Raw genomic sequence first — 25224 nt, 5'->3', positions numbered from 1 at the left:
AAAATAAAATATATTAAGATTATTTAAGTAAGATAATTACTTACTTAGCGACAAAACCAAAAAACGCCCGATAGCACCGTGAATTAAAACCATAACAAAATTCAGATGTATTGATATGAATTTAACATCAGCAGTTAAGAAAGGTAGGATTAATTCTGCGTTTAAGCAACTCATGTCTGTACATTGGATCATGTCTGCCTGTTATTTAGTTTTATTTATAACTGGTTCAGGTATGGCGCGTTTATCCCGTGGAACTTTATTCAGATCAGAACTATATGATTTTCATAAATCAATCGGAGCTTTGGTAGTAGCTTTGCTAACTTGGCGGATTTTAGTGTTGTTGCAGGTATGGTGGCGAAAATACACTAAAAATTTGCCAAGATTTACGCCTGAATGGACACGTAAATTTATACTCCATACTCTGCTTTATCTCTTGATGTTTGCAGTTCCAGTTAGTGGGTTCTTTTTTTCCAACTCTTATAAAAGTAACAATGTCAATTTTTTTTGGTTGACTTTACCAGATTTTTTCCCACAAAACTCTAGTTTAGTAGACTTAGGTCGAAGCGTTCATTTTTGGATAGCCTATACATTTTTAGCTTTGATTCTTCTGCACATACTACAACAATGGAAAGTTGTCAAAGCAAACTGGCGGAGGTTTAAAGGCTTTTTGATGACGAGAAAACTGAATAAAATTCCTAATTAGAAATGAGCTATAGCCTTTCCTAGTCTGCTGAGGTACAAATTTATCTGCGTTCATCTGCGGTTAATTATTCTTGCTTGTACTTCACTAGAATAAGAAACACTATAACAATACTGGACTTACGCAACTAGTACAATCGCAGGTGCATCTGCCGCTTCTACGGCGGCAGATGCTATATGTAAGCTTAAATGTGCTAATAATCACAACCAGTTACTTTTCAAACAACCTCCAAAAAAAATAAAATATCAATTTCAGTCAAGGAATATATCAGTTTGTATATATTAGTTACAAAAACATTGGTTATTTACTGATTTTGGGATTAATAGAGCCATCAACCTTGTTGCTTCTACTGAATTATGCAGTATCCTTTGGAACTTACATTTAAATTTTGGGCATTAGCACCCCAAATTTCTATTGTTAACGCTCAGGGTAATTTAGTTTTCTACGTTAAACAGAAACTTTTTAAGCTCAAAGAAGCGATAACAATTTTTGCTGATGCTGAACAAACTAACCCTCAATACTACATCAAAGCCGATCGCATTATTGATTTCTCAGCTCGTTATGAATTTAGCGACACTAACGGTACAAATATCGGTGCGGTCAAACGTCGCGGTTTAAAATCTATTTGGCGGGCGCGGTATGACATTTTTGATGGCGAAAATACTTATTTAACTATCCAAGAAAAAAATCCTTGGGTGAAGGTTGCGGATGCTTTATTTGCCGAAATTCCCGTTGTGGGTATGTTTACTGGTTTTGTGTTCAACCCTGTCTATTTGGTGAGTCGGGCGGATGGTACGGTGGTGATGCGGTTGGAGAAAATTCCGACTTTCTTGTCGCGCAAATTTATTATTAAAGCTGTTGATCAAATTAGCGATCGCGAAGAACAACAGATTTTGTTAAGTTTAATTATGATGCTGCTATTAGAGAAAAATCGTGGCTAATTTCTCCAGGCAAAATATTTTATAGGACTGACGCATAAAAACTAAAAATCAATGATTGGGGAGAGGGTGTGTGTATCTAAAACCCTCACACCCCATACCCTTTCACCCAGTCTTCACAGAAAATCTTTATACGTAAGCCCGATTTTATTTTGCCTGACTTAATTGCTAATAATTAGCCAATTAATTTTTGCCAAGTATTTGGCCCAACAATTCCATCAGCAGTTAAACCATTTTGCTGCTGATATTTTTTAATTGCTGCTTCTGTTTGTGGCCCGTAAATCCCATCAGCTTCTACACCTACACGATATTGTAAGTATCTCACAACTGTTCCACCAGCATGGTTGGGGCGGATAATGCGTTTAGCCAAAATCAAATTAATTGCATTCCATGTAGATGTGTTAGCAACACCTGATGCGGCTATTCCGACAATTTTTTGAAAGTTTTCTACAGCAGAACTCGTGATTTCGCCCAGTACATTATCTTCTACCAAGGGCTTACCATTTTTATCGGTAATTTTTAATCGGTTTAAGGCTTTTTGCAATCTTAGGGTTGTTGTATCAACATTCTGTTCTTCATCTGGTACTGGCGGAACTGGAGTAGTTGGAACTTGACCTGTTAAACCTTTGACAATAGCATTAGCCATTGTTTCTGAATTAAACAGATTAATATCTTTTTGCGAATCAATAAAGCAACATTCAACTAAAATCGCCGGCATATTTGTATTGCGGATGACAAATAAGTGAGAACCACTTTTAACACCACGATTAAAAAAACCTAGTTTGATAATTTCATCTAATACAGATTTTGCTATTCTTCGACTTGTTTCACTACCTGCAAAAACTTCTGTACCGTTGGCTTGACCGTTAAAGGCATTAAAATGTATGGATACAAAGAGTTCAACTCGATTAGCATTAGCTTTATTGACTCTTTGTGAAAGTGAGTCTTTCACCGAAGATGTCGGACGGTCTGGTCTGCATGGTATCACTTCATGACCTAATGCTTTGAGTTTTTCTATAACTTTATTGCCTACTTCCAGTGTTAAATTATCTTCTATTCTGATGCCTCTAGCACCTGTATCTGGTGGAGAGTTATGGCCGATATCAATTCCAAATTTCATGCGCTGTTCCTTGTTTTTATTTGATACTAACTTAATGCTTGAAAGCTGAAAAGTTTACTTGCAAGCAATCTATATTTTTCTAAATATACTATTTATAATAAAATTCTACTTATGCCATTGTTATTTTAACAAACACTAATTGTTATTTACTTTATTTATTAACATAAACAGAATTATAATTATTTATTTATTTTTTAACGAGATAAAAATATACCCCTCCATTTCACATCAATAATATAGTGTAGTCAGGCTTATCCATTTGATTTGAGAATGTTTGTGAATTAAACCTCCGCATCTGGTTGTAGCAAAACAAGTTAAGAATAGCATGTGATCCAGGCTGGTTTTGCAGATGTTTAAGTTCACGTCATAACTCAAATCATGGGGATTATCTTAGGTTATGCCACATGAACGGCAAAAATTAGCAAATAATTAATGATTGTGTGCTGACGAAGGTGCGATCGCCGCTAAAATGCCTACTAACAGTTGTTGTGCTAACGCTTGTTATAGACATGACTTACAGCATCTCAATCGGTGAGAGTAGATTCAATACGGTTTGGTTAACAAATGTATCTGTTGAGGTGAGCAGGGGGGCGGAGGAGCTTCAGGTGCAGGGGAGAGCGTACCTTCGTTCCCCCTTTCACCCCTGCACCCTTGCTTGCCTACACAAGTAAGTTTCTTATCCGAACCGTATTGAGAGTAGATTTAAGAGAAATTGCCCAAGATGAAATATTTTGCTCTGATATTGCTAGTGATACTCTCAAATTTCTACATTTTCCCCGCGTATGCTGCTGTCTGCCGTAATTACAATGGTCATCAGATTTGCATTCTCAGTATTAACCGCAGCGCCAAAAATTATTGGGAGTATCGGGCAGTTCTGAGTGTGGATGGCAAAAAAAGACCCCTGGAAGTATACAACTGCCGTCAAAAAGTCAAAACTCAGTCAGATGGGACTGTTGTACCATTGGAAAATCAAGACCCTGGACAGTTCATCTGTAAGTTTTTCAAAAAACCTTGACTTTTCTCGGAGTTATTTTTTCTGGGTGGCAAACACACAACCAATGATAAACACCGTAAACGCCACATAACCCAAGACAGTTACCCATTCTTCCCAGTTACCCAATGTATTGTTCATCCGTTCCTAAAACCAGACTCTCCATTTAAATCCTAAAGGCTGGGGTTGTTAGTTGTGCATGAATATTGTCCAAAATATAGGACTTATACCAATTCGTAATTCGCAAGTCGTAATTAAAAAATAAGGATTTATCCAAAATCCTTACACCCTATACCCTTACACCCTTTCACCCAGTTTCTACAGAGAAACTGTGTGCGTAAGTTCAAAATAGTTAGACAAATTCCCAAAAAATTTTTCCTCGGTTTCCGGAATTCATCTTGGTGTAGTGGTATTACCTATCAGTACAGCGATTTATACAGAAACTCTATATGTAAATTTGGGGAATATAGCCCCACTGCCTTTCTCAAAAGCCCGGCCATTATGGCTGGGCTTTTGAGTGTCAGAGACTGGGTGTAGGGGTGTGAGGGTGTAAGAGTTTTTGCTTCCTTACACCCCTATACCCCTTCACCCTCCCTCAAACCCTTTATTTTGCTTATCACTGTGTCAATCTAAAAAGAATATCTCCCCTGGGAAACAAACAGACTGCTCTAGATTTTGAGTAGATTAGGAATAGACCATCCTAGAGAAAGTTATGAGTGCTGAAGATTTGGTGCTGGTTGTTGGTGCTACTGGTGGGGTTGGGCAGTTGGTTGTAGGAAAGCTGTTAGAGAAGAATGTCAAGGTGCGCGTCCTGACTCGCAATGCGGCAAAAGCCCAAAAGATGTTTGATAACAAAGTAGAAATTGCTGTAGGAGATATCCGGGAAACTGACACATTACCGGCAGCGATGCCGAATATTACTCACATTATCTGTTGTACTGGCACAACTGCTTTTCCTTCAACGAGATGGGACTTTGACCCTCAACCAAATTTTTTAGAATGGGGACAAATTTTTCTGGATGCTGAATATCGGGAAGCTAAGGCAAAAAATACGCCGGCGAAGGTGGATGCTGAGGGGGTGAGTAATTTGGTAGCGGCTGCACCTCGCAATTTGCAACGATTTGTGTTTGTGTCTTCTTGTGGTGTTTACCGCAAAGATAAATTTCCCTTTAGTGTGCTGAATGCTTTTGGTGTATTGGATGCTAAACAAAAAGGTGAAACTGCGATCGCTAATTCTGGTTTACCATACACTATCATTCGCCCCGGTCGTTTAATTGACGGGCCTTTCACTTCCTATGACTTGAATACTCTCCTCAAAGCCACCACTAATGGTAAGTTGGGTGTAGTTTTAGGTCAAGGCGACACCTTATCAGGAGATGCCAGCCGTATCGATGTTGCCGCCGCTTGTGTAGAATCAATTTCTATACCATCTACCACTAATAAAGCTTTTGACATCATCAATCAAGGAACCAGACCTGCTGTAATTAATTGGGAAGCACTGTTTTCTCAGTTGTAGCCAAGTGCTGAGTGCTGTACACTTCGACTTCTCCTATCGGAGACGCTGCGCGAACGCTCAGTGTACGTCTGGAGGAGAAATGTAATTTCAATACTTTGAGAAATAGACATACCTTAAAAATGGGTGTATGGGTATGATTTTAGATAGATGCACCCCTGCACTCTTATACTCTTGATTTATTGTTGTTCTGCGTAATTCCTATAGGAAATAAGGAGTGGGGAGTGGCGGAAACACATAAATTATTTCATCACTGGCAACACACACTGCAATTTTTTGGCATTGACCAAGATAAAATAGCCACAACTTTTACTCAATTAGTTGACGCATATCATACCCCTGGGCGTTATTACCATACACTGCAACATATTGATGATGTGTTGCATAACATTCAAGCTTTGCAAGCTTATGCTCAACATTTGCCTGTTGTACAGCTTGCGACTTGGTTTCATGATGTAGTGTATAATTCTCAAGCGCCAGATAACGAAGCCAAAAGTGCTGAATATGCTGGTCAGGTATTAACTTATTTGGCAATTCCCCAAAATCAAATCACAACTGTTCAGCGTCTCATTCTCAACACCAAACACCATAAAGCAGCTAATGACGATATTGATAGCCAAATTTTATTAGATGCTGATTTGGCAATTTTAGCTGCTGGCTCTGTTGATTATCAAAAATATGCTGATGCTATTCGTCAAGAATATGCTTGGGTAACAGAATCAGAATATATTCAAGGGCGCAAACAAGTCCTGGAAAAATTTCTGCAAAGACAGCGTATATATTTTACACCTCTAATGTTTGAGGTGGCTGAAGCATCTGCCAGAGCTAACTTGCAAGCAGAAATTTACAACCTTTCTAGTATTTAAGATTTCAGTACCGAGGTTGTCTTTTAAAAAAGGGTGAAAGGGTGTGAGGGTGAAGGGGTGTAAGGTTTTTGTTTCGCCATACTCTTTACAGTTGCTTGGTGCAGAATATAGCGGTTCTCGGTTAGATGAGGTACATTTTAACCCCACCCCCAACCCCTCCCCGCAAGCGGGGAGGGGAGCGTTTGCGTCAGCAAATGCGGGGTGGGGTTCCAACTACTGCTATATAGCAGCCCTAAATCATTTGTAAAATTTCTATATCTTTTTCTTCTTTCTTCCCTTTGCGTCCTTGGCACGGCAGTCGCTTCAAGCCGGGAAACCCGTCCAACGCGCTGCCTCGTTTTTGGCGGTTCGTTTCCATATCTATGTTTTTCACGACTAATTTAGGATTGCTATATAAAATATGGCATTTTGCTTGCGGAATGTACTGAAATTAAAAAGCAATATGGCATTTTATTTGCGGAATATACCAAAATTAGTAAACAATTCGGCAAAATGAGTTAGCAGTATGGCATTTTACTTGCGGAATACACCAAAAACAGTCAGTAATTTAACAAAATAAGTTAGCAGTATAGCATTTTACTTGTGGAATATACCAAAATCAGTAAACAGTTTGGCAAAATAAGTCAACAATCTGCCAAATTGCCTACTAAGATCCAATTTATTGGTTTTCTTTGTGTTGATTGGTAAACATCCTGGCAATATTGATAAGACGTACAATGAGCGAAACGTACACTGAGCGAAACGTACACTTCGACTTCGCTCAGTGTACGTTACTCAGCATTTGTGTTGTGGTGTGGCTACCATTTGCATTCCGGCGGGTGAAGCTAAAGTTAAACCACGACGTACGGGACGCACTGGGCGTTTATTTAGTAAAGAGACTTGGAACTGCGACAAAATTGTGGCGAGGGCAATTTTCATTTCATACTGAGCAAAGGCTAAACCAATACACCGACGATTTCCGCCACCAAAGGGTAAATATTCATAAGGGGAAAATTGTCTTTCTAAAAAGCGTTCTGGTTTGAATTGGTTTGGCTGTGGGTAAACTTCTGGGCGATGGTGAGCTAAATAAATACTAGGCAGAACTCTTGTACCTGCGGGTAATTTGTAGCCCATAATTTCAATTGGGTATTTTAGCACCCGAAAGAAAGCAGTGATTACAATGGGATAGATCCGTAAGGTTTCTTGGCAAACGGCTGTTAAATAAGGCAATTTGGCAATATCACTTGGTTCTGGGTTAGCGCCTAAAGTACTCAATTCTTGGAGTAATTTTTCGCGGACTTCTGGTAAACGGTCAAGCCAATAAAAAGCCCAAGTTAATGCGGAAGCTGTGGTTTCATGTCCAGCAACCAACATTGTCATTAATTCATCGCGTAATTCGACATCTGACATTGGTTGACCATCATCATAACGTGCGGCAATCAGTAAACTGAGGATATCTTGGCGATTCTGCCCAGTTTCAGCCCGGCGTTCTTGAATGAGTGCATAAATGAGTTGATCAATTTGTTGGAGTTGGCGGACAATTTTTCCCCAAGGACTCCATGCGCCCCAGTCTTGTTGCAGAAACCGAAAGAAGAAAGCACTAGACATCAAAGGGGAACTCATAATGTCTAAGGTAGAAGTGAGTAATGGGCGCAGTTGTTGAAACATCGGCCCTTCATCCACACCAAATACCACCCGCAAAATAACGCGCAAGGTGATTTCTTGCATAGAAGTGCGGATATTAAAAGGTTTACCTATCACCCATTCATGGCTAACTTCTTGGGTGATTTCGCGCATAGTTTGACCGTAAGCCCGCATTCGCTCACCATGAAAAGGCGGTGTGAGTAATTGGCGTTGGCGTTGGTGGCGATCGCCATCGAGTAATATCAAGGAATGATCACCAAGCAAAAATCTTAAAATTTGATTACCTCTGCCAGCCTCAAAATAACTTGCATCAGTAGTAAAAATCTGCTCTAGTGCTTGGGGATGACTAAAATAAACAAGTTGATTCTCCCCATTTCCCCAAACTGTAAAGTTATCACCGTAAACCTTGGCAAAATCTTCGACATAATCTATCGGTCGAAAGATAAACTTAATCATTCGCCGCCAATACGGTATTCTTGGCCCATCAGGCAAGCTGTTAATTACTGTCATAAAATCTCGTCAGAATTTATCATGACTATTTTTATTTTGGCGATTTTTCCCTGTGCTGCGGGTCACACAAAGCGGTATATTTTTGTATGGCGGGATAGAAAGCCATAGCAATTTGCAAAAAATGCGACACCTAAAGCCATCTCCAATCCAAAATCTCAAATCGTAGAAGCAGTGCCAAAAATCGTCGCTATCCTCAACGGTAAAGGAGGAGTCGGCAAAACGACTACCTCAATCAATTTAGCTGCACAATTTTCTAAACGAAAAACAGTGCTGCTGGTAGATGCAGATATTCAAGGTTCTGCTAGTTGGTGGTTTGGACGCAATGATCAAGGAATGGGATTTGATTTATCGCAAGAAACAGATCCACAGCTATTAGGCCATTTACGTAAAATAAAAGGTTACGATTTAGTAGTGGTGGATACGCCTCCAGCTTTGCACTCTGAAGCATTGGCAACAGTAGTAGCGATCGCAGATTATATACTTTTACCTACACCCCCATCCGCAATGGATTTAGCTGTTTTGATTGAAACAGTAAAATCAGCCGTCGTCCCCACAGGAGTTCCCCATCGTGTACTCTTAACTAAAGTCGATGCGCGGAGTATTGGTGAAGCAATGGAAGCACAAAACTCTCTCGTTAAGCTAGGTATCCCTGTTTGTAAAGGCTTCATCCGTACCTATAAAGCCCACGAAAGAGCCGCATTAGAGGGTGTTGCAATCAATCAATGGCGAGGCAAAAATGCTTGGGAGGCGGAATCAGACTATCGCCGCGTGGCTGATGAATTACAGCGTGATTGGAGAAAATAATGGCTAGGAAACAAAATCTTTCTGACTTAATTCAAGCAGAAGCACAAAAATTAACACCAAATAGTGCAGTAGACGAAGGTGCAATCGAAGTTCCGGCTGTGGAAGTTGTGGAATCAACAACAGCCGCAGATGAAGATGTAAATGAATCAACCACTGCTAAACGTAATACTCCCACCAAAGCAGACTTAGAAGCTACTATTAAAGACTTAAAAACAACTTTAGAAAAAAATCAGGACACAGAAAAAGCTCTACAAAAACAAATTAAAGAATTAAAATCAGCTTTATCAGAACAGCAAGCCTCTGTAGAACGCCTAACCAAAGAACTAGAAGAAGCAAAAACCACTGTACTTCAACTGGCAGAAGCAAATTCTAAACTCATCGAAGAAAATAAAGCCCTACAACAACCAAAGGCTAGTATTGTTCCTCAGAAAAAAGACAATTATCATCAAACTGATTACAGAAAATCTCACCGCGTCCCCGAAAAACTCCCTGATATGCCAGCAGAAACAAAAGATGATTTTGCGGCTAATACTTGGTTGTATGACTAAATATCAGTAACTTAAAGCCCTCAGACTGGAAGTCTAGGGATAGATAAACAAAGCCTGCCTAGCCAACGCAGGCTATTTGTCTTATCTTTTGCGTGAAATTTGATAAGACCAAATTAAGTAATGGACTGACACGACTAAAATGTTGCATTAGAGATGAAATAAAATTAACCGCAGATAAACGCGGATGGACGCGGATGGAATTTCGATAATTGCCATAAATTAGCTGTGTCAGTCTACTAGTTTGCTTCTGGCATCAGATAAATTATTGTGCGATAAATAATTATTCATCAAAATATAACTTGTACTGTACTTAAATTATTGATTTTGTCGCTGGCAAGTATCACTGAGAGGGAAAACATGAAATTGTGTGGTTATACGATCGCAGGTACTCTTGTGACAATTTTAGTAGGAGCGATCGCAAATGGATGTACTAGTTTTGCAACTTCCAATGTGCAGCAAAGCAAAAGCTTAAATCCTCCCACCACCACAAATCAAGCCCAACTTCCTCACACTAGCAATCCCGTCTCCAAGTTGAATCTCCAAGCAGGTATGCCATATCAAAAAGCACGAGAACAAGTGCTTCAACAAGGTTGGCAACCAAATCTACAAGGCGATGCACCGAATCTTCAAGATAGCTCAGTAAAAGAATTATATGATTTCGGATATACAGAGGTGAAAGACTGTTCCGGGACAGGAGTTGGTGCTTGTCGATTTGAATTTACCAACCAAGTCGGAGAACTATTGTGGATTTCAGCCACCATCGCTGACCGCACTAATACAGAACGAGTCGTTTGGCATTGGTCAATTGAGAAAAATGGCAATCAACAAACTTCACAGTCTACTCGTCCAGAAAAACCACCATTTATCGGCACTCGCTCATTTAATTTTCTCGGAGGCAGTGGCACAGGTCAATCAATTGCGATCGCACCTGATGGCACTACGATAGTTACACTTCATGGTAAATTTCAAAGTTCCATTCAATACCAAGGCAAATTCTCCAATCCCATCATCTTGCAAGATGGCAGTGGTTTTGGATTACTTTTTAAAGACGGTAAAGTTTACAGCCTTGCAGCTAATGGACAAATTGCCAAAGGTTGCAAAGGTGATGCAACAGTTTGCGAATCAGCTTTAATCGCAGCTACATCTGCGCCAATTAAACCAGGGTTTTATGTATTTGGCGGCACTGATCAAGGTTTAGAAGTCAAAGGAGAACAGTATCGATATTATGATGAGGCTGGCGAACAAGAATGGAGACCAATTTCAGAATTAAATTATATTCAAGAAAATCTCATATTTGATGGCAAAAATTATTGGTGTATTCCACCCAGAAGCGAAGCCGGAGTATGCACAGAAAACGGCTGGATGCCTGTCAGATAATAAGTTGATTAATGTAAAAAATTGATAAATATTTATGGTTAAAAAAAGTCAAACCCCTGTTAAAAAAACATGGATTAAAGAAATACTGAGATTTCAAGGTTCTGTAATTCCTGGGGTTTTAGAACGTTCTCTTTTTTGTGGTGCATTTGGATTTTTAATTTCTTGTCTTCACTTTTGGCAACTACCAGTTTCTGAACCAATGTTAGGTGGTGTGATTCCTAGCATTGTTTTGGGTTTGTTGTTAGTTTTTCGGACTAATACAGCTTATGAGCGATTTTGGGAAGGGAGAAAACTTTGGGGGAGTACAGTTAATACTGTCCGCAATTTAGCTTGGAAAATTTGGGTCGCCGTGGATGAAGTTGAAGCCAGCGACAGAGAACGCAAAATAGCCGCTTTACGTTTATTACCAGCATTTGCGATCGCCAAAAAATTATATCTTCGTTATGAACCAGCCAGTGAAGAATTAAAGCCTTGGGTTTCCCCGGCTCAATATAGCAATTTGCAAAATATTCAAAACATGCCTTTAGAAATATCCCGCCTGTTAGGAAAATACTTACAGCAAGAATATAAACGCGGTCTTTTAACAAATTATCAATTGACTAGTATTCACACGCTCATGAATAACTTGATGGATAATGTCGGCGGCTGCGAACGTATTTTAAAAACACCAATTCCCCCGGCTTATGTGATTCATCTCAATCAATTATTACTCATCTATTGTTTAATTCTGCCCTTTCATTTTGTTAAAGATTTAGGTTGGTGGACAGGTATATTTGTCGCTATTGTCAGTTTTGCTTTGTTTGGCATTGAAGAAATTGGCGTAGAAATTGAAAATCCTTTTGGTTACGACCATAATGATTTGCCATTAGATAAAATTTGCCAAACTATTCAAAATAATATTGAAGAATTTATCGCTTTTCAAGTAACTCAAGACCAAGACAATATAGAAAAACAAATTAACTTTTCATACAGCAATCCAGATATCTAAGCGTTTTTATCTGCGTTCATCGGCGTTTAATTATTCATTTGAAAGCTTGAACGCCAGGAATATTAAGACTTTTTCTCCTGCCTTTTGCTATAAATAAAGTGCGATCGCCTATAATCAAATAATTCATTTTTATGAAAACTCTCGGCATTCATCATATAGCAATTATTTGTTCCGACTATGAACGCTCGAAAAGATTTTACGTAGAAGTTCTCGGCTTTGCCATTATTCAAGAAACATTTCGAGCCGCCAGAAACTCTTATAAACTAGATTTACGTGTTAATGAACATACCCAAATTGAATTATTTTCTTTTCCCAATCCTCCCCAACGATTCAGCAATCCTGAAGCTTGTGGTTTAAGACATTTAGCCTTTGCTGTGGAAAATATAGAAGCAACCGTGGCTGACTTAAACTTGCACAACATAGAGACAGAAAATATTAGGGTTGATGAAATTACGGGTAAGAAGTTTACCTTTTTCCAAGACCCAGATAACTTACCATTAGAAATTTATGAAGTTTAAAAACACAATTCTTGGCTACTTAATTTGTCAGTCTCCATAGATGGGTTTGAGTTGCAAATCCAATATTTATGCTTACTTGCAAAGAATATGCTGTGTGTGTGGCTCAAGATGGATGATTGAATTACTTATTTTATATATCACAATATCTAGCAATTAGAGCAAAGCTTAAAATAAAAAAAATGAGCAAATAAATCCCTATACAATAGATATAAATTAAAAATCCAGGATTTGCGGATGACTCAGATTGATTCCTTATCATCACAATCGAAACAGCCAGATTTTGTTATTAATGCAGAAGCAAAAACATCTCCAGGTATTCTCATTGCTGGTCTGATTTTAGGATTGTGGGTAATAAGTATCACACTATTTTTTTTAATCAATATTTATCAAACCCCAATTCCCTTAATAGCTATAGCGTTACTTTGGCAGACATTTTTATATACAGGATTATTTATTACTGCTCATGATGCGATGCACGGTGTAGTTTTTCCCCAGAATCCTAAAATTAATAATTGGATAGGTAGAATATGTGTATTTTTGTACGCACTATTTTCTTATCAAGAGCTACTCCAAAAACACTGGTCACATCACCGCTATCCTGCTACTAAAGATGACCCAGATTTTTATGATCATCAGCAACAAAACTTTTTCGCTTGGTATTTTAACTTCATTAAATCATATTGGAATTGGCGACAACATCTAAGATTTATATTGGTATATATTTTTCTGAGATATATCTGTAATATACATGAAGCTAATCTGATTTTATTTTGGTGTATACCATCTATTTTGAGTTCAATTCAATTATTTTATTTCGGCACATTTCTTCCTCATAGAAGACTTGCAGAAGGATACACAAGTTCGCACTGTACACGCAGTACACATTTACCTGTGTTTTGGTCATTTATTACTTGCTACCATTTTGGTTATCATAAAGAACATCACGAATATCCTCATGTTCCTTGGTGGCGATTACCAGAGGTTTATCAGGACGGAAAGCAGCAATAAGTTTATCGAGTATTTGAGCAACCTAATTTAGTAATTTACTCAAATACGACTGTGCGATTACCATAAACTAACACACGGTTTTGTAAGTGTAATCGTACCGCTCTAGCTAATACTATTCTCTCTAAATCTTTACCTTTTCTGACCAAATCTTCTACTTCATCGCGGTGGCTAACTCTCACTACATCTTGTTCAATAATTGGCCCCGCATCTAAATCTTGAGTCACATAATGAGAAGTTGCACCAATGATTTTTACGCCTCTTTCAAAAGCTCTGTGATAGGGATTTGCACCAACAAAAGCTGGTAAAAATGAGTGGTGAATATTAATAATTTGAGGAAATTGAGCAATAAAATCAGAACTGACAATTTGCATATATTTTGCCAATACAACCAAATCAATTTTGTATTGCCGCAATAATTCCAATTGTTTAGCTTCTTGTTCTGGTTTGTTTTCTTTTGTAATGGGAATGTGATGAAAATCAATCCCAAATTGCTCGGCGGCTACTTTTAAATGAGGATGATTGCTAATAATTAACGGAATTTCGGCGGCAAATTCTTTAGCACGGTGTCGCCAAATTAAATCATAAAGACAGTGGTCTTGGCGGCTGACCCAAATTGCGATGCGTGGTATAGTATCAGAAAAATGAAGTTGCCATTTAGCGCCCAAAGGTTGAGCGATCGCATTAAACGCTGGGCCAATTAAATCTTTAGGTAAGTTAAATCCTTCTAACTGCCATTCTATACGAGTGAGAAACAACCCCGCCGAAAAATCTGTGTGCTGATCTGCATGAATAATATTGCCACCATTGGCATAAATAAAGTTAGCAATTTTGGCAACAAGTCCTCTTTGATCAGGACAAGAAATGAGCAGGGTGGCAGTTGTCGTGGACATAAAATAATGCGTAATTCAATAAATTTTATTTGAGTTTATAGCGTTTCTTGGTTGAGTGCAGTACAAGTAGATGGAGAAAAGAGGCTAGAGGCTAGGGAAATGTACCTCACTGGAATGAGAACTGCTATATTCACTTTTCATACTTCATACTTCTTCTAAGGTGTTGGGAGAGGAAGATTAGTGGGTAAAGGTGTTGATTTACTGTTATCAACAGTTTGTCGCCATTCTGATAACTCCCTGTTAACCGCATTGACAAAATCGGTAGATACTAATAATACATTGATATTGCCGTTTGGTTGTGTACCTGAGTCAGCTTGAGCATACACAAAACGATTATTAAAATTAGATTTGCCCAAAATTAACTGATGGGTTTGCTGATTTTTCAGTTTAATCTCAATGGTGGCGTTGGGTTGAGCTAAACCAAATTCTGTGAGTTGGTTAGCAGAGGTTGATACAGTGTTATTGCTCTTACCTTTAACCAACAAATCCATTAAATAAGAAACGATCGCATCATTGGCTGAATCTGATACTGGATATTTCAGCAACCATTTGGGATTACTCCCCTGAGAGTTGCGTTCTAACATCAGAGTGTAAGCTTTGGTTTTCACTGTCAAAGACTGCACATCATCTTCCGCAAACGTGAAAATTTGCTGTTGTTTCGCCTTGACTTCTTCTTGTTGAGTTGCATTTCTAATTTCATAGAAATACACGAAACCACCCAAACCCAGCGCCAACAATACCAAAATTAAAGTTGTCTTTGGAATAGTCATTTGTTATTTGTCATTTGTCAATGGTCAAAAAGCAGAATAATGAAATTTCAGACTTCAGACTTCACACTTCATACTTTCCCTCTTCATCGTCTTCGCCACCAAATAAAAGCAGCTGTTAAAAAGCCAAGCAAAGGTAATACCAACAAAGATGACAATGTTAAAACATTGGCTTGTGATGTTGATAAAGTGATGCGACGATTTTTTGGTTCTTTGGGACGAATAGAAAGAGTCTGCTGATCTTGTTGACTCAGCCAAGATACAGAGTTGAGAAATACGTCACCATTTAATTGCTGTTGAAACACTCCATCAGTAGCAAAGTCTGAATTTCCAAAGACTACTAAACGTGATTCTTTCGGAGTTTGTTCAGATTTCTCGGCTGTTGTAGGTGATGGCGTTGCTGGGGTTGTTGGTGTCGGTAACGGTGAGGGTGTTGCTGGGGTTGTTGGTGTGGGTAACGGTGATGGCGTTGCTGGGGTTGTTGGTGTGGGTAAAGGTGATGGTGTTGCTGGGGTTGTTGGTGTTGGTGTAGCTGTGGGAGTAGGCGTTGTTTGGGTTGTCGGTGTGGGTGTTGCTGGTAATTTTCTCGTCAACGCCGCGCCTAAAGTTAGTGGCCCTTTGAGGTCTTTGTCAGGGTTGAATTCTAATTTTTCGCTTTTTAGGTCGCTTTCCGCCCAACTATTAGGATAGGCTTTGGTTCGCACTAGGGGCGTAGACTCAACACCAGCCACGGAGGTAATTTCTACTGGTCTAGCCAAGCGATAAAAAGAAATACCGTTGCCAAAATCCTTGGTAATTGGGTGTTGTCCGTAGTCTGTGATGATGGGTGCTGCGGGGCCGAGTCCCACACCTGCACCGGAAACATCGACGGCTAAACGATTATCGAGACGCACACCCCACTCTTGTAATAAGGGGTTGAGTTTGGGGTCTGTATCAGGGTCAACCATTAGCAGCAAGTTACCGCCACGATTGAGATAATCTTGTAAAGCTTTCACCTCTGCGTCAAAAAAGCCACGTTTAGCACCTGCTACTACTACAACAGCAGCATCATTGGGAACTTGCAATTTATCAGCTAAGTTGAGTGGTTCAACGGTGTAACCTTTCTCGCTTAATCCTTGCACAGCCTGAGAAATACCGCTTTCACCACCAGTCAGGGGATGTTCACCGTGACCTTGGACAAAGTAAGCTTTAATAACTGTGGAATTAATTAATTGTTGTAGTCGGTTAGTTAATTTAATTTCTGATAAACGTTCGTTGACATTTAAAGATTGCACTAATTGGCGTTTGTTACCCGATTCTAAATAAACTTCTCCATATTCTTTCACCCCAAATCTTTCTGCGATTCCGGGTCGGCTTTGGGGGTCAACATATTCAAATTGAAATTTAGAACTTTGACGTTGATAATTTTCTAATAATTCTCTATCTTGGGGATTTTGATTAGTATCAAATACCCAAATTTTGACTGTTTGTGGTAGCCGGCGGACTAATTCTTGTGATTGGGGTGCAAGGGTAAATAACTGAGTTTCAGTTAAATCTTGGCGTAGTTGATAACGAACACCTAAAAAGTTAATTAACCCTAAAATTACCAACACAGCCGCAGTCGCAACAACCGCATTAGTTCCTGCTTGGGTAGAACGACTCGCCCACCAACGGCTGTGCTGACTTTGCCAAAATACCCAAAATCCAATAATGGCAATTCCGGGAATCATAAATGCTAGGGGTAATAATCCCCAGCTACCAGATACTAACCCGGCTGTGAAACCGACCATAAATAGAAACGGCCCCAGCCAAAACAAATATTTCCAAGGTTGCTTTTTTGTGATTTTTTTCATATTTTGTCCTCTGTCATTTGTCTTAACCAATGAACGCCAGTTGCTACAAGTCGGCGAAGCCGCCCAACGCACTGGCTCCTAATGACTAATGACTACTTATTTATTGCCGTTGAAAACGCAGAGCATCAATTGATTGTGCTGTGAGAAAGATACCTAAAAAAATGTAAGTAGCAAATAAAATTAAGGCGCTGGTGTCAAAAATTCCTTGAATAAATGTGTTGAAATGTTTGAGTAATGATAAATGAGCGATCGCTTCGCCCACGGGGCCGCCTATACTTTTAGCAATTAAATCCACAAATAACAGTAATAAAACTAAAGCAAAGGTCATCACAGCAGCCAGAATTGTACTGTCTGTTAAGGAAGAAACAAACATTCCCAGTGATAAAATTGCGGCTGCCAGCAAAATTAAGCCTAAATGACCGACTAGAAGAATCACTGGCGACATGGGAGGGTTAGAAGCACCAATGGCGATCGCTTCAAATATCAACAGTGGTGCGACCATTGTAATTAAGAATGTCACCACACCTAATAATTTGCCAACTGCTACCGCCCAATTGGTTAAAGGTGAGGTGGCTAATAACTCTAATGTGCCGCGTTTGCGTTCTTCGGCGTACAGTCCCATCGACAAAATTGGCAAAATAAACAGCAATAACCAACCCATCCGGTCTAAAAATGCCCGAATAAATTCATAAGGGACATCAATTAATGGTACTGGTACACCTTGTTGACCTTGTAAGTCGATGGCTGCAACGGCTGGTAAAATTCCATCGGGGCCGAACAAAATGGTGACAAAAAATAACCCGGAGATAAACCAAAATACCCCAGCGATCGCATAAGCTAAGGGCGAGACAAAGTAACTCTGTAACTCTCGGCGATAAATGGCAATAATATTCGCCAGTACTATACCCATTTATGCTGCTTCTCCTTCATTGGCGATTGAGTCTGTCTCTGGTTCAAAACGCTTTTCTTCTGTAGTTAGTTGCAAGAACACATCTTCTAAAGTGGCGCTGACTCGGCGCATTTCTTGTAACCCAAACCCAGCGCGGATTAAGGTGGCGGCGATGTCTCTTCCTGGTTCGGTTCCCGGTTGAGCAATCACGCGCAAATAAGCCCGTCCGTCTGTAGGATTGATCAGATGATGACCAGGAATTGATTCTACCAGACTCACGCCCGCAACATTTTGTAATACTTGTTTGGCGAGATTCGCTTCGCCATCAATTTCCAACTCATATCCTGAGCCACCTGTCAACTGTGTCATCAGGCTTTCAGGTGTGTTAGTAGCTACGACTTTTCCCCGATTAATAATAGCAACACGACTACAAGTCATACTCACTTCTGGCAAAATGTGAGTAGACAAAATGATGGTATGTGTTCCGGCTAGGCTTTTAATGAGATTTCGGACTTCGATGATTTGTCTGGGGTCAAGTCCAACGGTAGGTTCATCTAAAATAATGGCTGGTGGATCATGGACGATCGCCTGAGCAATACCCACTCTTTGGCGATATCCTTTAGAAAGTTTGCGAATAATGACTTTTTGCTTATCTTCTAAATTACATCGGGCGATCGCTGCTTTGACTTTGGTAGTGCGATCGCCTGCGGGTACGCCTTTGATTCTGGCGACAAAATGCAAAAACCCCTCCACCGTCATCTCTGGATATAACGGCGGTGTTTCTGGTAAATAACCAATGCGTTGACGCACCGCCAAAGAATTATCATGGACATCAAACCCAGAAATTTTCGCTGTACCGCTAGTTGCAGGTAAATAACCCGCTAAAATTCGCATCGTTGTGGTTTTACCAGCGCCATTCGGCCCCAAAAACCCTAAAATTTCCCCTGGTTCAACCCGAAAAGTTACATCCGTAATCGCTGGGGTAGAACCGTAAGTTTTACTGAGATGTTCAACTTCAATCATCGGTCTGTGGGCGATCGTCAATTAAACAATACCCAACAATCTTAGATCAATTCGTAATTCGCTGCGGGCGATCGTATCGCCACCCCACATGAACCGCGAAAACTCAACGATGATTTCTGCACTTGGTGTAATTCGTAATTAAATAAGACTTACATACAGGTTATGCAATAACGAACCACAGAGGCGCAGAGGTCACGGAGTAATGAGAGTTTGAGAGAGTTATTGCGTAAGTCCTATTAAAATTAATCGTAGGTTTGTCTTTTTTAACTTTCACGACACCCAACACCCTGTTTATGATAGCCTCCTCTCAAGCAAACTATTTCACACCCGAAGAATATCTCCAAATGGAGGAAACAAGCTCCATTAAACATGAATACATCGACGGCTACATTTACGCAATGGCTGGAGCAAGTGATCCTCATGTTACCGTTGCTCTCAACCTTGCTGTACTTCTGCGGAGTCATGTGCGCGGTTCTGGATGTCGTGTTTACATTGCTGATATGAAAGCGCGAATTGAATCTTTAAATCGATATTACTATCCTGATGTGATGGTGACTTGCGACTCAAGAGATCAAGAAACACCTGTACATAAAAGATTTCCTTGTTTAATTGTCGAAGTTCTATCTGACTCGACTGAAGCCTTCGACAGAGGTGATAAATTTGCTGATTATCAAGCAATAGAAAGTCTAAAAGAATATGTTTTAATTAACACAAAACGCCAGCGAGTTGAATGTTTTCGACGTAATGAAGATAATTTGTGGGTTTTACAAACATACACATCCCAAGAAAAATATTTTCAACTCAATAGCATTAATTTTGAGGCAACAATCGCAGAACTTTACGAAGATGTAATGTAATAAACAGGCGTAGGTTGGGTGGAGCGCAGCGCAACCCAACAAAAATCTCGGACACTCAACATGGATATACGAATTAACGCCGTGTGCAACTTTCTCTCAAACCTAACCCCCAACCCCCTACCGTGTACACACAAGTCAAAAATTTTCGTGTTCAACCACATCCCGCCTAGAACTAAAGTTCCAGGCTCATAGCCAAAGTCCACAAAGCGTGGACTGGAATACATTTTTGGTTGAGTCATCTTCAGATGACTTGCGCTATGAGACTCGGAATTCATTCCGAGGCGGGACAGATGCACTCAACGAACATTTTACCGAAAGGGTTTCCCGACTTGAGGCGACTGGCGTGAGAGGTTTATTGAGAGTATTAGCTTCACCAGAGCGATCGCCTACCGCACGAATTAGTGGCAGAGCTTGGTTGTAATACAATAGTGCCTGCTGTTTTTCTCCCAAATCGGAGTAGACTTTACCGATTCCAATCAAAGTTAAAGCTTCGTTAGATTTATCGCCTAGTTTCTGCCACAGGGGTAAGGCAATTTGCCATTTTGCAAGTGCTTGTTGTAAGCTTTCGGCTGTGCCTTGCTTGTATAACTCAAATCCTTCATTAAATGCTTGTTTTGCTGCGGCGCGGGTTGCTTCTGGTTGGGTTGGTTGTTGTGCTATCTGCAAGTCTTGGGTTTTTGATGTAGCTCTCACTGCATCGGATAGCAGCAGCGAACTCAGCAATAAAGGCAAAAATAATAATTTGTAATTCATAATACTTCGCCTATTTCAGTATAAGTTCGTAATTTGTAATTTGATGATGGGTGATTAGATTCCCGACTTCTTGAAGAAGTCGGGGATCTGACTACATCTATTCACCTGTCATCAGAGATATTGCGGAAAATCTATTGTTATCTTACTAATTCGCCAGATTATTTCTGTTGTTGTTGCGTTTTTTGCAACAATGTTCTCTCTTCCCCACCTATACCAGTCCAGTAGGGTGTGCTAGGCGTAAGCCGTAACGCACCGAAAACTTTGGGCTAGATGCAGTACTCTCGCTGATAACACATCCTACTGGCGTGGCAAGCCTTAAATGTTGCATTAAAAAATAGATTTTATCTGTGTTCATCAGCGTTTATCTGCGTTTTTATCCAAATCTAATGCACTACTTTAGCCTTGCCACGCCACTACGTACATTTCAGAAATCAAATATTAGTCCTATATGTTTTGCTAAATCAGATAAATAAAAAAGCTCAAAATGCTATTTATACCTCCAATATTTTGGCATTTTGGCAGTTAGTTAAAATTTATCTATGCTAAATTGAAGAATACTACAAGAATGACCTTGAGCTAAACACTAAGCATGGTGTAAAAACTCTTCTTATTGTCTAAATCATCAGTCTTCTTGACGACCTATTAAGTTTAATTACTATTCTTTTTGATAATCCAAGGTGTGTCGCCACTTTCAAGCTATTTCGACGGGTGCAAGCCCGTCTTTTATTTTGCTGATATAGCAAAGCTTAACCCTAATACAAAAGTCGGTAATTATATCAGCAGTTTTGAATTTTGAAGGATTTTATGGCAATTATTTTATTTCAATGTAATTAAGAATACCTGTCTCGCTTAATATCAGCTTTTATAAGTTTTGGATACATCCTATAGGAAGATGCTACAAAGTAAAAATCATGAGTAAATAAATGCGGGATGTTGTTATGCACTGGATTTATAGTCAGGTTTGGTGGTGAGCCAAACCTTTTTTCTTTTGCAGTTATTCAAAGAATTTGACACAGCTTACTCAGGGAAAAAAGGAATTGATTGCTGCTGGAAATTTGCAATTAAGTAGGTAGATACAATGATTTAGAAGACGCATTTCGACTTCTCCCCAAGGGAGACGCTACGCGAACGCTCAATGCTCGATCCTTGAAAAGACAAGGGTTGAGCGCAGCGATGCACTGAGCCTGTCGAAGTGTCGAAACCCGGTAAATTTAAGTTAGGTTTAATTTAGTCCTTCTACTTAACTGCAATTATCCATAGCATTCCTCAATCATTTATCAACAACAAGACCCCCGACTTCTTGAAGAAGTCGGGGGTCTGAAAGTCACGCTACTAAAACAGAAATGTACTGCGAAGAATACCAATAGTAATCGGGTCACTGTCTGGTGTATGACCCGGTTCTAATATATGAATTATCCCTGGCGTAATGTAGATGTTATCTGTCATTTTAAAACGATAAAAAGCTTCAATTTGAGTTGTGGTTCCTGGTTGTCCGCCTGCACGTCCTAAACCTGTATTCTCAAAATCAGGGACATTATTACCCACAGGTAAATTACTACTAGTAATTTTTGGTGGTTGTCCGACATAAATACCACCTAAATTACCTTGAGCAAATAAATCGGGGAAGTTTAAAAATACCATGTAATTAGTCGTTTCCACACTACCCGATCGCCCAGGAATCGAGGAAGTAGTATAACCACCCCACGCGCCGACAGTGAAGCGGGGCGAAATTTGCCAACTGAGTGTCCCACCATAGGCGTTGGTTTGTAAAGGTGCATTGGTCGCTGTTAAACATTCATCACCAACAAAGGTGAGCAAACAACCATCAGAAGCATAATTATTAACGTAATACAAACTTAAATCAACAGTATCAGTCGGTGTTAATAACAATTGCACTGCTGTAGTTGTAGTTCCATCAAACAAACCACTACGTTCACCCGGTTTCCCAGGAGTATAACTAGTATATAAAGCTTGTAAACTGGCACGTTTAGCAAATTGCCAATCTACAGCAATTCCACCATGACCAAAACCAATATCTAAAATCGGGTTTCTTTGGGCTAACCAAGATAAAGGCCCTGTAGCTGCACTCTCGACTCGCACCGGGCCTCGGAAAGCGTTGGTCATATTTACGCCTTCTGTTCCTACCATAACCGCTAATTTGTCATTGACTAACCAGCGATAATTCAAGTCAATCACAGTTAATTTGTTATCTGTGGGATATTCGTAACTCAGGGCAAAGTCATTACTTAATTTAGGTTTTGTGGTACCATCGGCAGCCGCTAACCCTGTAAATAGATAACTACGAGGTGTGAGTTGGGTGGTTAAACTTAGGTAGGAAAAGTTAATAACATTAAAGTTTGTGCCATTATCATCTGAGTCTTTGACACCATCTCTAGGGTTAACGTCACCACGGTTAGAACTCCGCCCTTGAACACCTACAATTAACAGTCCGTTAAGTTTAGTTGTGGTAGAAAATTGGTTAGCTTCCAGTTCCGCAGTCCGCGCTTCTAAACTATCTACTCGTCCCCGCAAGGTGGCTAATTCGCTGCTAAATTCTGATTGTAAGCGTTTAATTGTATCCAAGTCTGCACGGGTCACTAATTCGGCGCTGGGTGCTGCAACTGCAAGAATTTGGTTGATTTTATCTAAGCAAGCATTCATCCCAGCAGCAAATTCATAGCGAGAGACAGCGCGATCGCCCCGAAATGAATTATCAGGATAGCCAGCAATGCAGTTATAGCGTTCTACTAAAGATTGCAACGCGGTAAAAGCCCAATCACTTGGTTGGACATCATTCAATTGTGACACCGATGTCACTTGTGCCATCGGTTCGGTATTTTCTATTACACCCTGATCAATAGAAGCGGCAGGAAATATTGGAGAATCTTGATTGTCTAAACTTAAACTTGGTTGTGTTTCAGTACTAGTATAATCTTGGGCGGAGGCTATCTGTGATCCGCCGTTTAATCCCGCCATCACAAAAGACGCAATTACCCAGTATTTGAGATGATTATAGCGAATCACGTTAAGTTCCAATTTATTAAAGTCTACATTGAATACTGAAGTTCGAGTGTAAGCAAAATTATCAGTTTCGGCATGAGAAATTTTACCGAGTTTGTACCAAATAAGACGAAACTGATTCTGGTCAATAGGCGAAAACGCGAGTATAAAAGTAGAAATAACCAGCCTTGCACCACCTATTAGATTGACCGAGAAGCACTATGGCACATCAATCGCGCAGACTATCGCTAAAATTCTTGAAACGCAATCAAACTTCCCCCGAAATTGCCGAAAAAGTACCCCAAGAGGGAAGTTTACTGTCATCAACGGTAGCGGTTACTGTTTTATTCAGTAGTGCTGGGTTAATTTTGATATTTGCTTGGATTAGTTGGCTGTTTATCTTCAATCCCGACAAAATTGTTTGGATGAACAAGTTTTTACCAGAATGGGCGCAAATTCCCTTTGGTTATAGCGAACATCCCCACACCCTTTCCGAAATTCAAGCCAGCATACAAGCACAAAAACAAACATCCGGCGAGACTCTAGCTTTAGATAAAAATAACAACGAGTTTTTATTGCCGGTTTTTCAGCAACGTCCTAATTGTCAGTCTGATTGTGATGAACTGGTAGCATTGCGAGTTTATCAACTAGCAACAGACTCAGAATTTCAATCAAAAAGCGAAAAATACTATCGTTTAGCAACTCAATTAGCTGTAACTGGGATAGACAAGTCATTTGTAGATAGTAAAGCCGAGAATGAGGATAATAACCTCTTACCTTTCACCACAATCAAAAGTTTTGATGATGAAACGCCTGCTGCTGGTGTTTGGTTTAATGTGCAAGGAGAATATCAAAAAAGCTCAGGTGCGATCGCTTATGGACAGATTTTATATTACAATCCAGTTCGTTCTAACTTAATTCAACTGCTGTCATGGAAGAGTTCTAACGGTCAATCACCAAAATGGCAGCAAGTGACTGGTAATGATGATAAAGAGTTAATCTTAGACCAAACAGCCGGTTTAGAACCCCAATTACGGGTTTACCAAGTTAAACCAACCAAACTTTATCTCAACCCAATTCAGTTAGATAAAATTTCTCTCAAACCACCAGCTATTAAAGAGACTCCTTACCAAAACGCCATCTCAATTGCCCGTAGCGGTTTATGGACACCAGCCCTAGAATCGTTAAAATCTCTGCAAAAACAACGCAGAAACGCCTTACCCGCCACAGCCCAAGCCCAAGTTGATTTTATTCGCTTACACTCTGAATTCACCAAAGCACAAGCCGAAAAAACTTGGGCTAGTCCCAGTGAACAAGTGTTAGCAGATTTAATTGATGGTCGTTGGGATAAAGCTTTAAAAGTATTTAAAGCATCACCTCAAAATGTTCAAGAAATTTCTATTCTGTTAAAAGGCGAAAAAGGCAAGTTGTGGAATCGTGTCGCATCAGCATTAGAAGTTAATCCACAACAGCCAGATGTACTCACATGGGGGGCTTTAATCTTAGCTGTTCAGCAAGGAGATGCAAGTGCTACGGCTTGGCTAGAAAAACAGCCAAAAATCTCCAAAGATACCATTGCAGAAATTCAAGATTTACTCAAACGACTGCATCATGAATCGGAAAAATGAAGAGGCAGAATCAAGTCAAAAGTCAAAAGTCAAAAGTCAAAACTTTTTTACTTTTTACTTTTTACTTTTGACTTTTTTTAG

Annotated in this window: 24 protein-coding genes; 13 read left to right on the top strand and 11 right to left on the bottom strand. The window is 39.7% G+C overall.

Translation table 11 applies throughout. From position 1 onward, the window contains the following. Nucleotides 1–115 precede the first annotated feature (115 nt). Together H6G79_RS03260 and H6G79_RS03255 are read left to right on the top strand one after the other, a co-directional pair. Nucleotides 116–703 carry a cytochrome b gene (locus H6G79_RS03260; protein ID WP_190589878.1) on the top strand — a complete coding sequence of 196 codons (588 nt, stop codon included), beginning with the start codon at nt 116–118 and terminating at the stop codon, nt 701–703. A 353-nt stretch (nt 704–1056) separates the two neighbouring features. Beyond that, complete coding sequence (locus H6G79_RS03255; RefSeq protein WP_190589879.1) at nt 1057–1641, top strand: hypothetical protein; 585 nt, start codon at nt 1057–1059, stop codon at nt 1639–1641. A gap of 172 nt (nt 1642–1813) precedes the next feature. Here the strand turns inward: H6G79_RS03255 and H6G79_RS03250 are convergent, their stop codons facing one another. Further along, the gene (locus H6G79_RS03250; RefSeq protein WP_190589880.1) at nt 1814–2758 is read right to left on the bottom strand and encodes an N-acetylmuramoyl-L-alanine amidase; all 945 of its coding nucleotides are present in this window, start codon (nt 2756–2758) and stop codon (nt 1814–1816) included. Nucleotides 2759–3479: 721 nt separating this feature from the next. Here H6G79_RS03250 and H6G79_RS03245 point away from each other — a divergent pair. The 3 genes from H6G79_RS03245 (at nt 3480) to H6G79_RS03235 (ending at nt 6128) form a co-directional block, all read left to right on the top strand. Then, on the top strand, nt 3480–3773 hold the full coding sequence (locus tag H6G79_RS03245) for a hypothetical protein (protein WP_190592105.1): 294 nt from the start codon (nt 3480–3482) through the stop codon (nt 3771–3773). Nucleotides 3774–4461: 688 nt separating this feature from the next. Beyond that, nucleotides 4462–5265, top strand: a complete 804-nt coding sequence (locus H6G79_RS03240; protein WP_190592106.1) for an SDR family oxidoreductase — start codon at nt 4462–4464, stop codon at nt 5263–5265. Nucleotides 5266–5486: 221 nt separating this feature from the next. Beyond that, nucleotides 5487–6128, top strand: coding sequence for a hypothetical protein (locus H6G79_RS03235; RefSeq protein WP_190592107.1), 642 nt, complete (start codon nt 5487–5489; stop codon nt 6126–6128). A 232-nt stretch (nt 6129–6360) separates the two neighbouring features. On the opposite strand, the gene H6G79_RS37240 is transcribed toward H6G79_RS03235, so the two are convergent. Next, nucleotides 6361–6486 carry a hypothetical protein gene (locus H6G79_RS37240; RefSeq protein WP_277877204.1) on the bottom strand — a complete coding sequence of 42 codons (126 nt, stop codon included), beginning with the start codon at nt 6484–6486 and terminating at the stop codon, nt 6361–6363. 416 nt (nt 6487–6902) lie between these two features. Beyond that, complete coding sequence (locus H6G79_RS03225) at nt 6903–8261, bottom strand: cytochrome P450 (protein ID WP_190592108.1); 1359 nt, start codon at nt 8259–8261, stop codon at nt 6903–6905. Between the two features lie 171 nt (nt 8262–8432). Between H6G79_RS03225 and H6G79_RS03220 the strand changes: the two genes are divergently transcribed. The 6 genes from H6G79_RS03220 (at nt 8433) to crtW (ending at nt 13504) form a co-directional block, all read left to right on the top strand. Beyond that, nucleotides 8433–9065, top strand: a complete 633-nt coding sequence (locus tag H6G79_RS03220; RefSeq protein ID WP_190592109.1) for an AAA family ATPase — start codon at nt 8433–8435, stop codon at nt 9063–9065. Further along, nucleotides 9065–9613 carry a hypothetical protein gene (locus H6G79_RS03215; protein WP_190592110.1) on the top strand — a complete coding sequence of 183 codons (549 nt, stop codon included), beginning with the start codon at nt 9065–9067 and terminating at the stop codon, nt 9611–9613. The genes H6G79_RS03220 and H6G79_RS03215 overlap by 1 nt, the downstream gene beginning before the upstream one ends. Nucleotides 9614–9970: 357 nt before the next feature. After that, on the top strand, nt 9971–10990 hold the full coding sequence (locus tag H6G79_RS03210; RefSeq protein WP_190592111.1) for a hypothetical protein: 1020 nt from the start codon (nt 9971–9973) through the stop codon (nt 10988–10990). A 34-nt stretch (nt 10991–11024) separates the two neighbouring features. After that, entirely contained in the window at nt 11025–11978 is a 954-nt protein-coding gene (locus tag H6G79_RS03205) for a bestrophin family protein (RefSeq protein ID WP_190592112.1), read from the top strand. Nucleotides 11979–12109: 131 nt separating this feature from the next. Continuing rightward, entirely contained in the window at nt 12110–12496 is a 387-nt protein-coding gene (locus H6G79_RS03200; RefSeq protein ID WP_190592113.1) for a VOC family protein, read from the top strand. A gap of 234 nt (nt 12497–12730) precedes the next feature. Continuing rightward, nucleotides 12731–13504 (top strand): beta-carotene ketolase CrtW, encoded by a 774-nt coding sequence (gene crtW, locus H6G79_RS03195; RefSeq protein ID WP_190592114.1) that lies wholly within the window; start codon nt 12731–12733, stop codon nt 13502–13504. Nucleotides 13505–13539: 35 nt separating this feature from the next. On the opposite strand, the gene purU is transcribed toward crtW, so the two are convergent. From purU to H6G79_RS03170, 5 genes are all read right to left on the bottom strand, one after another. Then, nucleotides 13540–14394: a formyltetrahydrofolate deformylase gene (gene purU, locus H6G79_RS03190; protein ID WP_190592115.1), complete on the bottom strand. Its 855-nt coding sequence runs from the start codon at nt 14392–14394 to the stop codon at nt 13540–13542. Between the two features lie 155 nt (nt 14395–14549). Next, on the bottom strand, nt 14550–15164 hold the full coding sequence (locus H6G79_RS03185) for a DUF4340 domain-containing protein (RefSeq protein WP_190592116.1): 615 nt from the start codon (nt 15162–15164) through the stop codon (nt 14550–14552). Nucleotides 15165–15247: 83 nt separating this feature from the next. Continuing rightward, on the bottom strand, nt 15248–16993 hold the full coding sequence (locus tag H6G79_RS03180) for a Gldg family protein (protein WP_190592117.1): 1746 nt from the start codon (nt 16991–16993) through the stop codon (nt 15248–15250). Between the two features lie 100 nt (nt 16994–17093). Then, complete coding sequence (locus tag H6G79_RS03175) at nt 17094–17903, bottom strand: ABC transporter permease (RefSeq protein ID WP_190592118.1); 810 nt, start codon at nt 17901–17903, stop codon at nt 17094–17096. Next, nucleotides 17904–18905, bottom strand: a complete 1002-nt coding sequence (locus H6G79_RS03170; protein WP_190592119.1) for an ABC transporter ATP-binding protein — start codon at nt 18903–18905, stop codon at nt 17904–17906. A gap of 293 nt (nt 18906–19198) precedes the next feature. Between H6G79_RS03170 and H6G79_RS03165 the strand changes: the two genes are divergently transcribed. Continuing rightward, complete coding sequence (locus tag H6G79_RS03165) at nt 19199–19762, top strand: Uma2 family endonuclease (protein ID WP_190592120.1); 564 nt, start codon at nt 19199–19201, stop codon at nt 19760–19762. 255 nt (nt 19763–20017) lie between these two features. Here H6G79_RS03165 and H6G79_RS03160 read toward each other — a convergent pair whose 3' ends face one another. From H6G79_RS03160 to H6G79_RS03150, 3 genes are all read right to left on the bottom strand, one after another. Beyond that, nucleotides 20018–20515 (bottom strand): tetratricopeptide repeat protein, encoded by a 498-nt coding sequence (locus H6G79_RS03160; protein ID WP_313933876.1) that lies wholly within the window; start codon nt 20513–20515, stop codon nt 20018–20020. A gap of 208 nt (nt 20516–20723) precedes the next feature. Beyond that, nucleotides 20724–20870: a hypothetical protein gene (locus tag H6G79_RS03155; RefSeq protein ID WP_190592121.1), complete on the bottom strand. Its 147-nt coding sequence runs from the start codon at nt 20868–20870 to the stop codon at nt 20724–20726. 977 nt (nt 20871–21847) lie between these two features. Further along, the gene (locus H6G79_RS03150; RefSeq protein ID WP_190592197.1) at nt 21848–23491 is read right to left on the bottom strand and encodes an iron uptake porin; all 1644 of its coding nucleotides are present in this window, start codon (nt 23489–23491) and stop codon (nt 21848–21850) included. A 245-nt stretch (nt 23492–23736) separates the two neighbouring features. On the opposite strand from H6G79_RS03150, the gene H6G79_RS03145 reads away from it, so the two are divergent. Beyond that, complete coding sequence (locus H6G79_RS03145) at nt 23737–25143, top strand: hypothetical protein (protein WP_190592122.1); 1407 nt, start codon at nt 23737–23739, stop codon at nt 25141–25143. Nucleotides 25144–25224 lie beyond the last annotated feature (81 nt).

The sequence above is a fragment of the Anabaena sp. FACHB-83 genome (genome assembly GCF_014697485.1).
In the GTDB taxonomy this organism is placed as follows: domain Bacteria; phylum Cyanobacteriota; class Cyanobacteriia; order Cyanobacteriales; family Nostocaceae; genus Nostoc_B.
The sequence above is the reverse complement of the archived record's forward strand: the minus strand, read 5'-3'. Positions and strand labels throughout refer to the sequence as shown.

Bases quoted from the DNA above. Each gene is read 5' to 3' on its own strand.
- H6G79_RS03260 (WP_190589878.1), top strand. From the start codon at position 116: ATGAATTTAACATCAGCAGTTAAGAAAGGTAGGATTAATTCTGCGTTT.
- H6G79_RS03255 (WP_190589879.1), top strand. From the start codon at position 1,057: ATGCAGTATCCTTTGGAACTTACATTTAAATTTTGGGCATTAGCACCC.
- H6G79_RS03250 (WP_190589880.1), bottom strand. From the start codon at position 2,758: ATGAAATTTGGAATTGATATCGGCCATAACTCTCCACCAGATACAGGT.
- H6G79_RS03245 (WP_190592105.1), top strand. From the start codon at position 3,480: ATGAAATATTTTGCTCTGATATTGCTAGTGATACTCTCAAATTTCTAC.
- H6G79_RS03240 (WP_190592106.1), top strand. From the start codon at position 4,462: ATGAGTGCTGAAGATTTGGTGCTGGTTGTTGGTGCTACTGGTGGGGTT.
- H6G79_RS37240 (WP_277877204.1), bottom strand. From the start codon at position 6,486: ATGGAAACGAACCGCCAAAAACGAGGCAGCGCGTTGGACGGGTTTCCC.
- H6G79_RS03225 (WP_190592108.1), bottom strand. From the start codon at position 8,261: ATGACAGTAATTAACAGCTTGCCTGATGGGCCAAGAATACCGTATTGG.
- H6G79_RS03215 (WP_190592110.1), top strand. From the start codon at position 9,065: ATGGCTAGGAAACAAAATCTTTCTGACTTAATTCAAGCAGAAGCACAA.
- H6G79_RS03210 (WP_190592111.1), top strand. From the start codon at position 9,971: ATGAAATTGTGTGGTTATACGATCGCAGGTACTCTTGTGACAATTTTA.
- H6G79_RS03205 (WP_190592112.1), top strand. From the start codon at position 11,025: ATGGTTAAAAAAAGTCAAACCCCTGTTAAAAAAACATGGATTAAAGAA.
- H6G79_RS03200 (WP_190592113.1), top strand. From the start codon at position 12,110: ATGAAAACTCTCGGCATTCATCATATAGCAATTATTTGTTCCGACTAT.
- crtW (WP_190592114.1), top strand. From the start codon at position 12,731: ATGACTCAGATTGATTCCTTATCATCACAATCGAAACAGCCAGATTTT.
- purU (WP_190592115.1), bottom strand. From the start codon at position 14,394: ATGTCCACGACAACTGCCACCCTGCTCATTTCTTGTCCTGATCAAAGA.
- H6G79_RS03185 (WP_190592116.1), bottom strand. From the start codon at position 15,164: ATGACTATTCCAAAGACAACTTTAATTTTGGTATTGTTGGCGCTGGGT.
- H6G79_RS03180 (WP_190592117.1), bottom strand. From the start codon at position 16,993: ATGAAAAAAATCACAAAAAAGCAACCTTGGAAATATTTGTTTTGGCTG.
- H6G79_RS03175 (WP_190592118.1), bottom strand. From the start codon at position 17,903: ATGGGTATAGTACTGGCGAATATTATTGCCATTTATCGCCGAGAGTTA.
- H6G79_RS03170 (WP_190592119.1), bottom strand. From the start codon at position 18,905: ATGATTGAAGTTGAACATCTCAGTAAAACTTACGGTTCTACCCCAGCG.
- H6G79_RS03165 (WP_190592120.1), top strand. From the start codon at position 19,199: ATGATAGCCTCCTCTCAAGCAAACTATTTCACACCCGAAGAATATCTC.
- H6G79_RS03160 (WP_313933876.1), bottom strand. From the start codon at position 20,515: ATGAATTACAAATTATTATTTTTGCCTTTATTGCTGAGTTCGCTGCTG.
- H6G79_RS03155 (WP_190592121.1), bottom strand. From the start codon at position 20,870: ATGAACACAGATAAAATCTATTTTTTAATGCAACATTTAAGGCTTGCC.
- H6G79_RS03150 (WP_190592197.1), bottom strand. From the start codon at position 23,491: ATGGCGGGATTAAACGGCGGATCACAGATAGCCTCCGCCCAAGATTAT.
- H6G79_RS03145 (WP_190592122.1), top strand. From the start codon at position 23,737: ATGGCACATCAATCGCGCAGACTATCGCTAAAATTCTTGAAACGCAAT.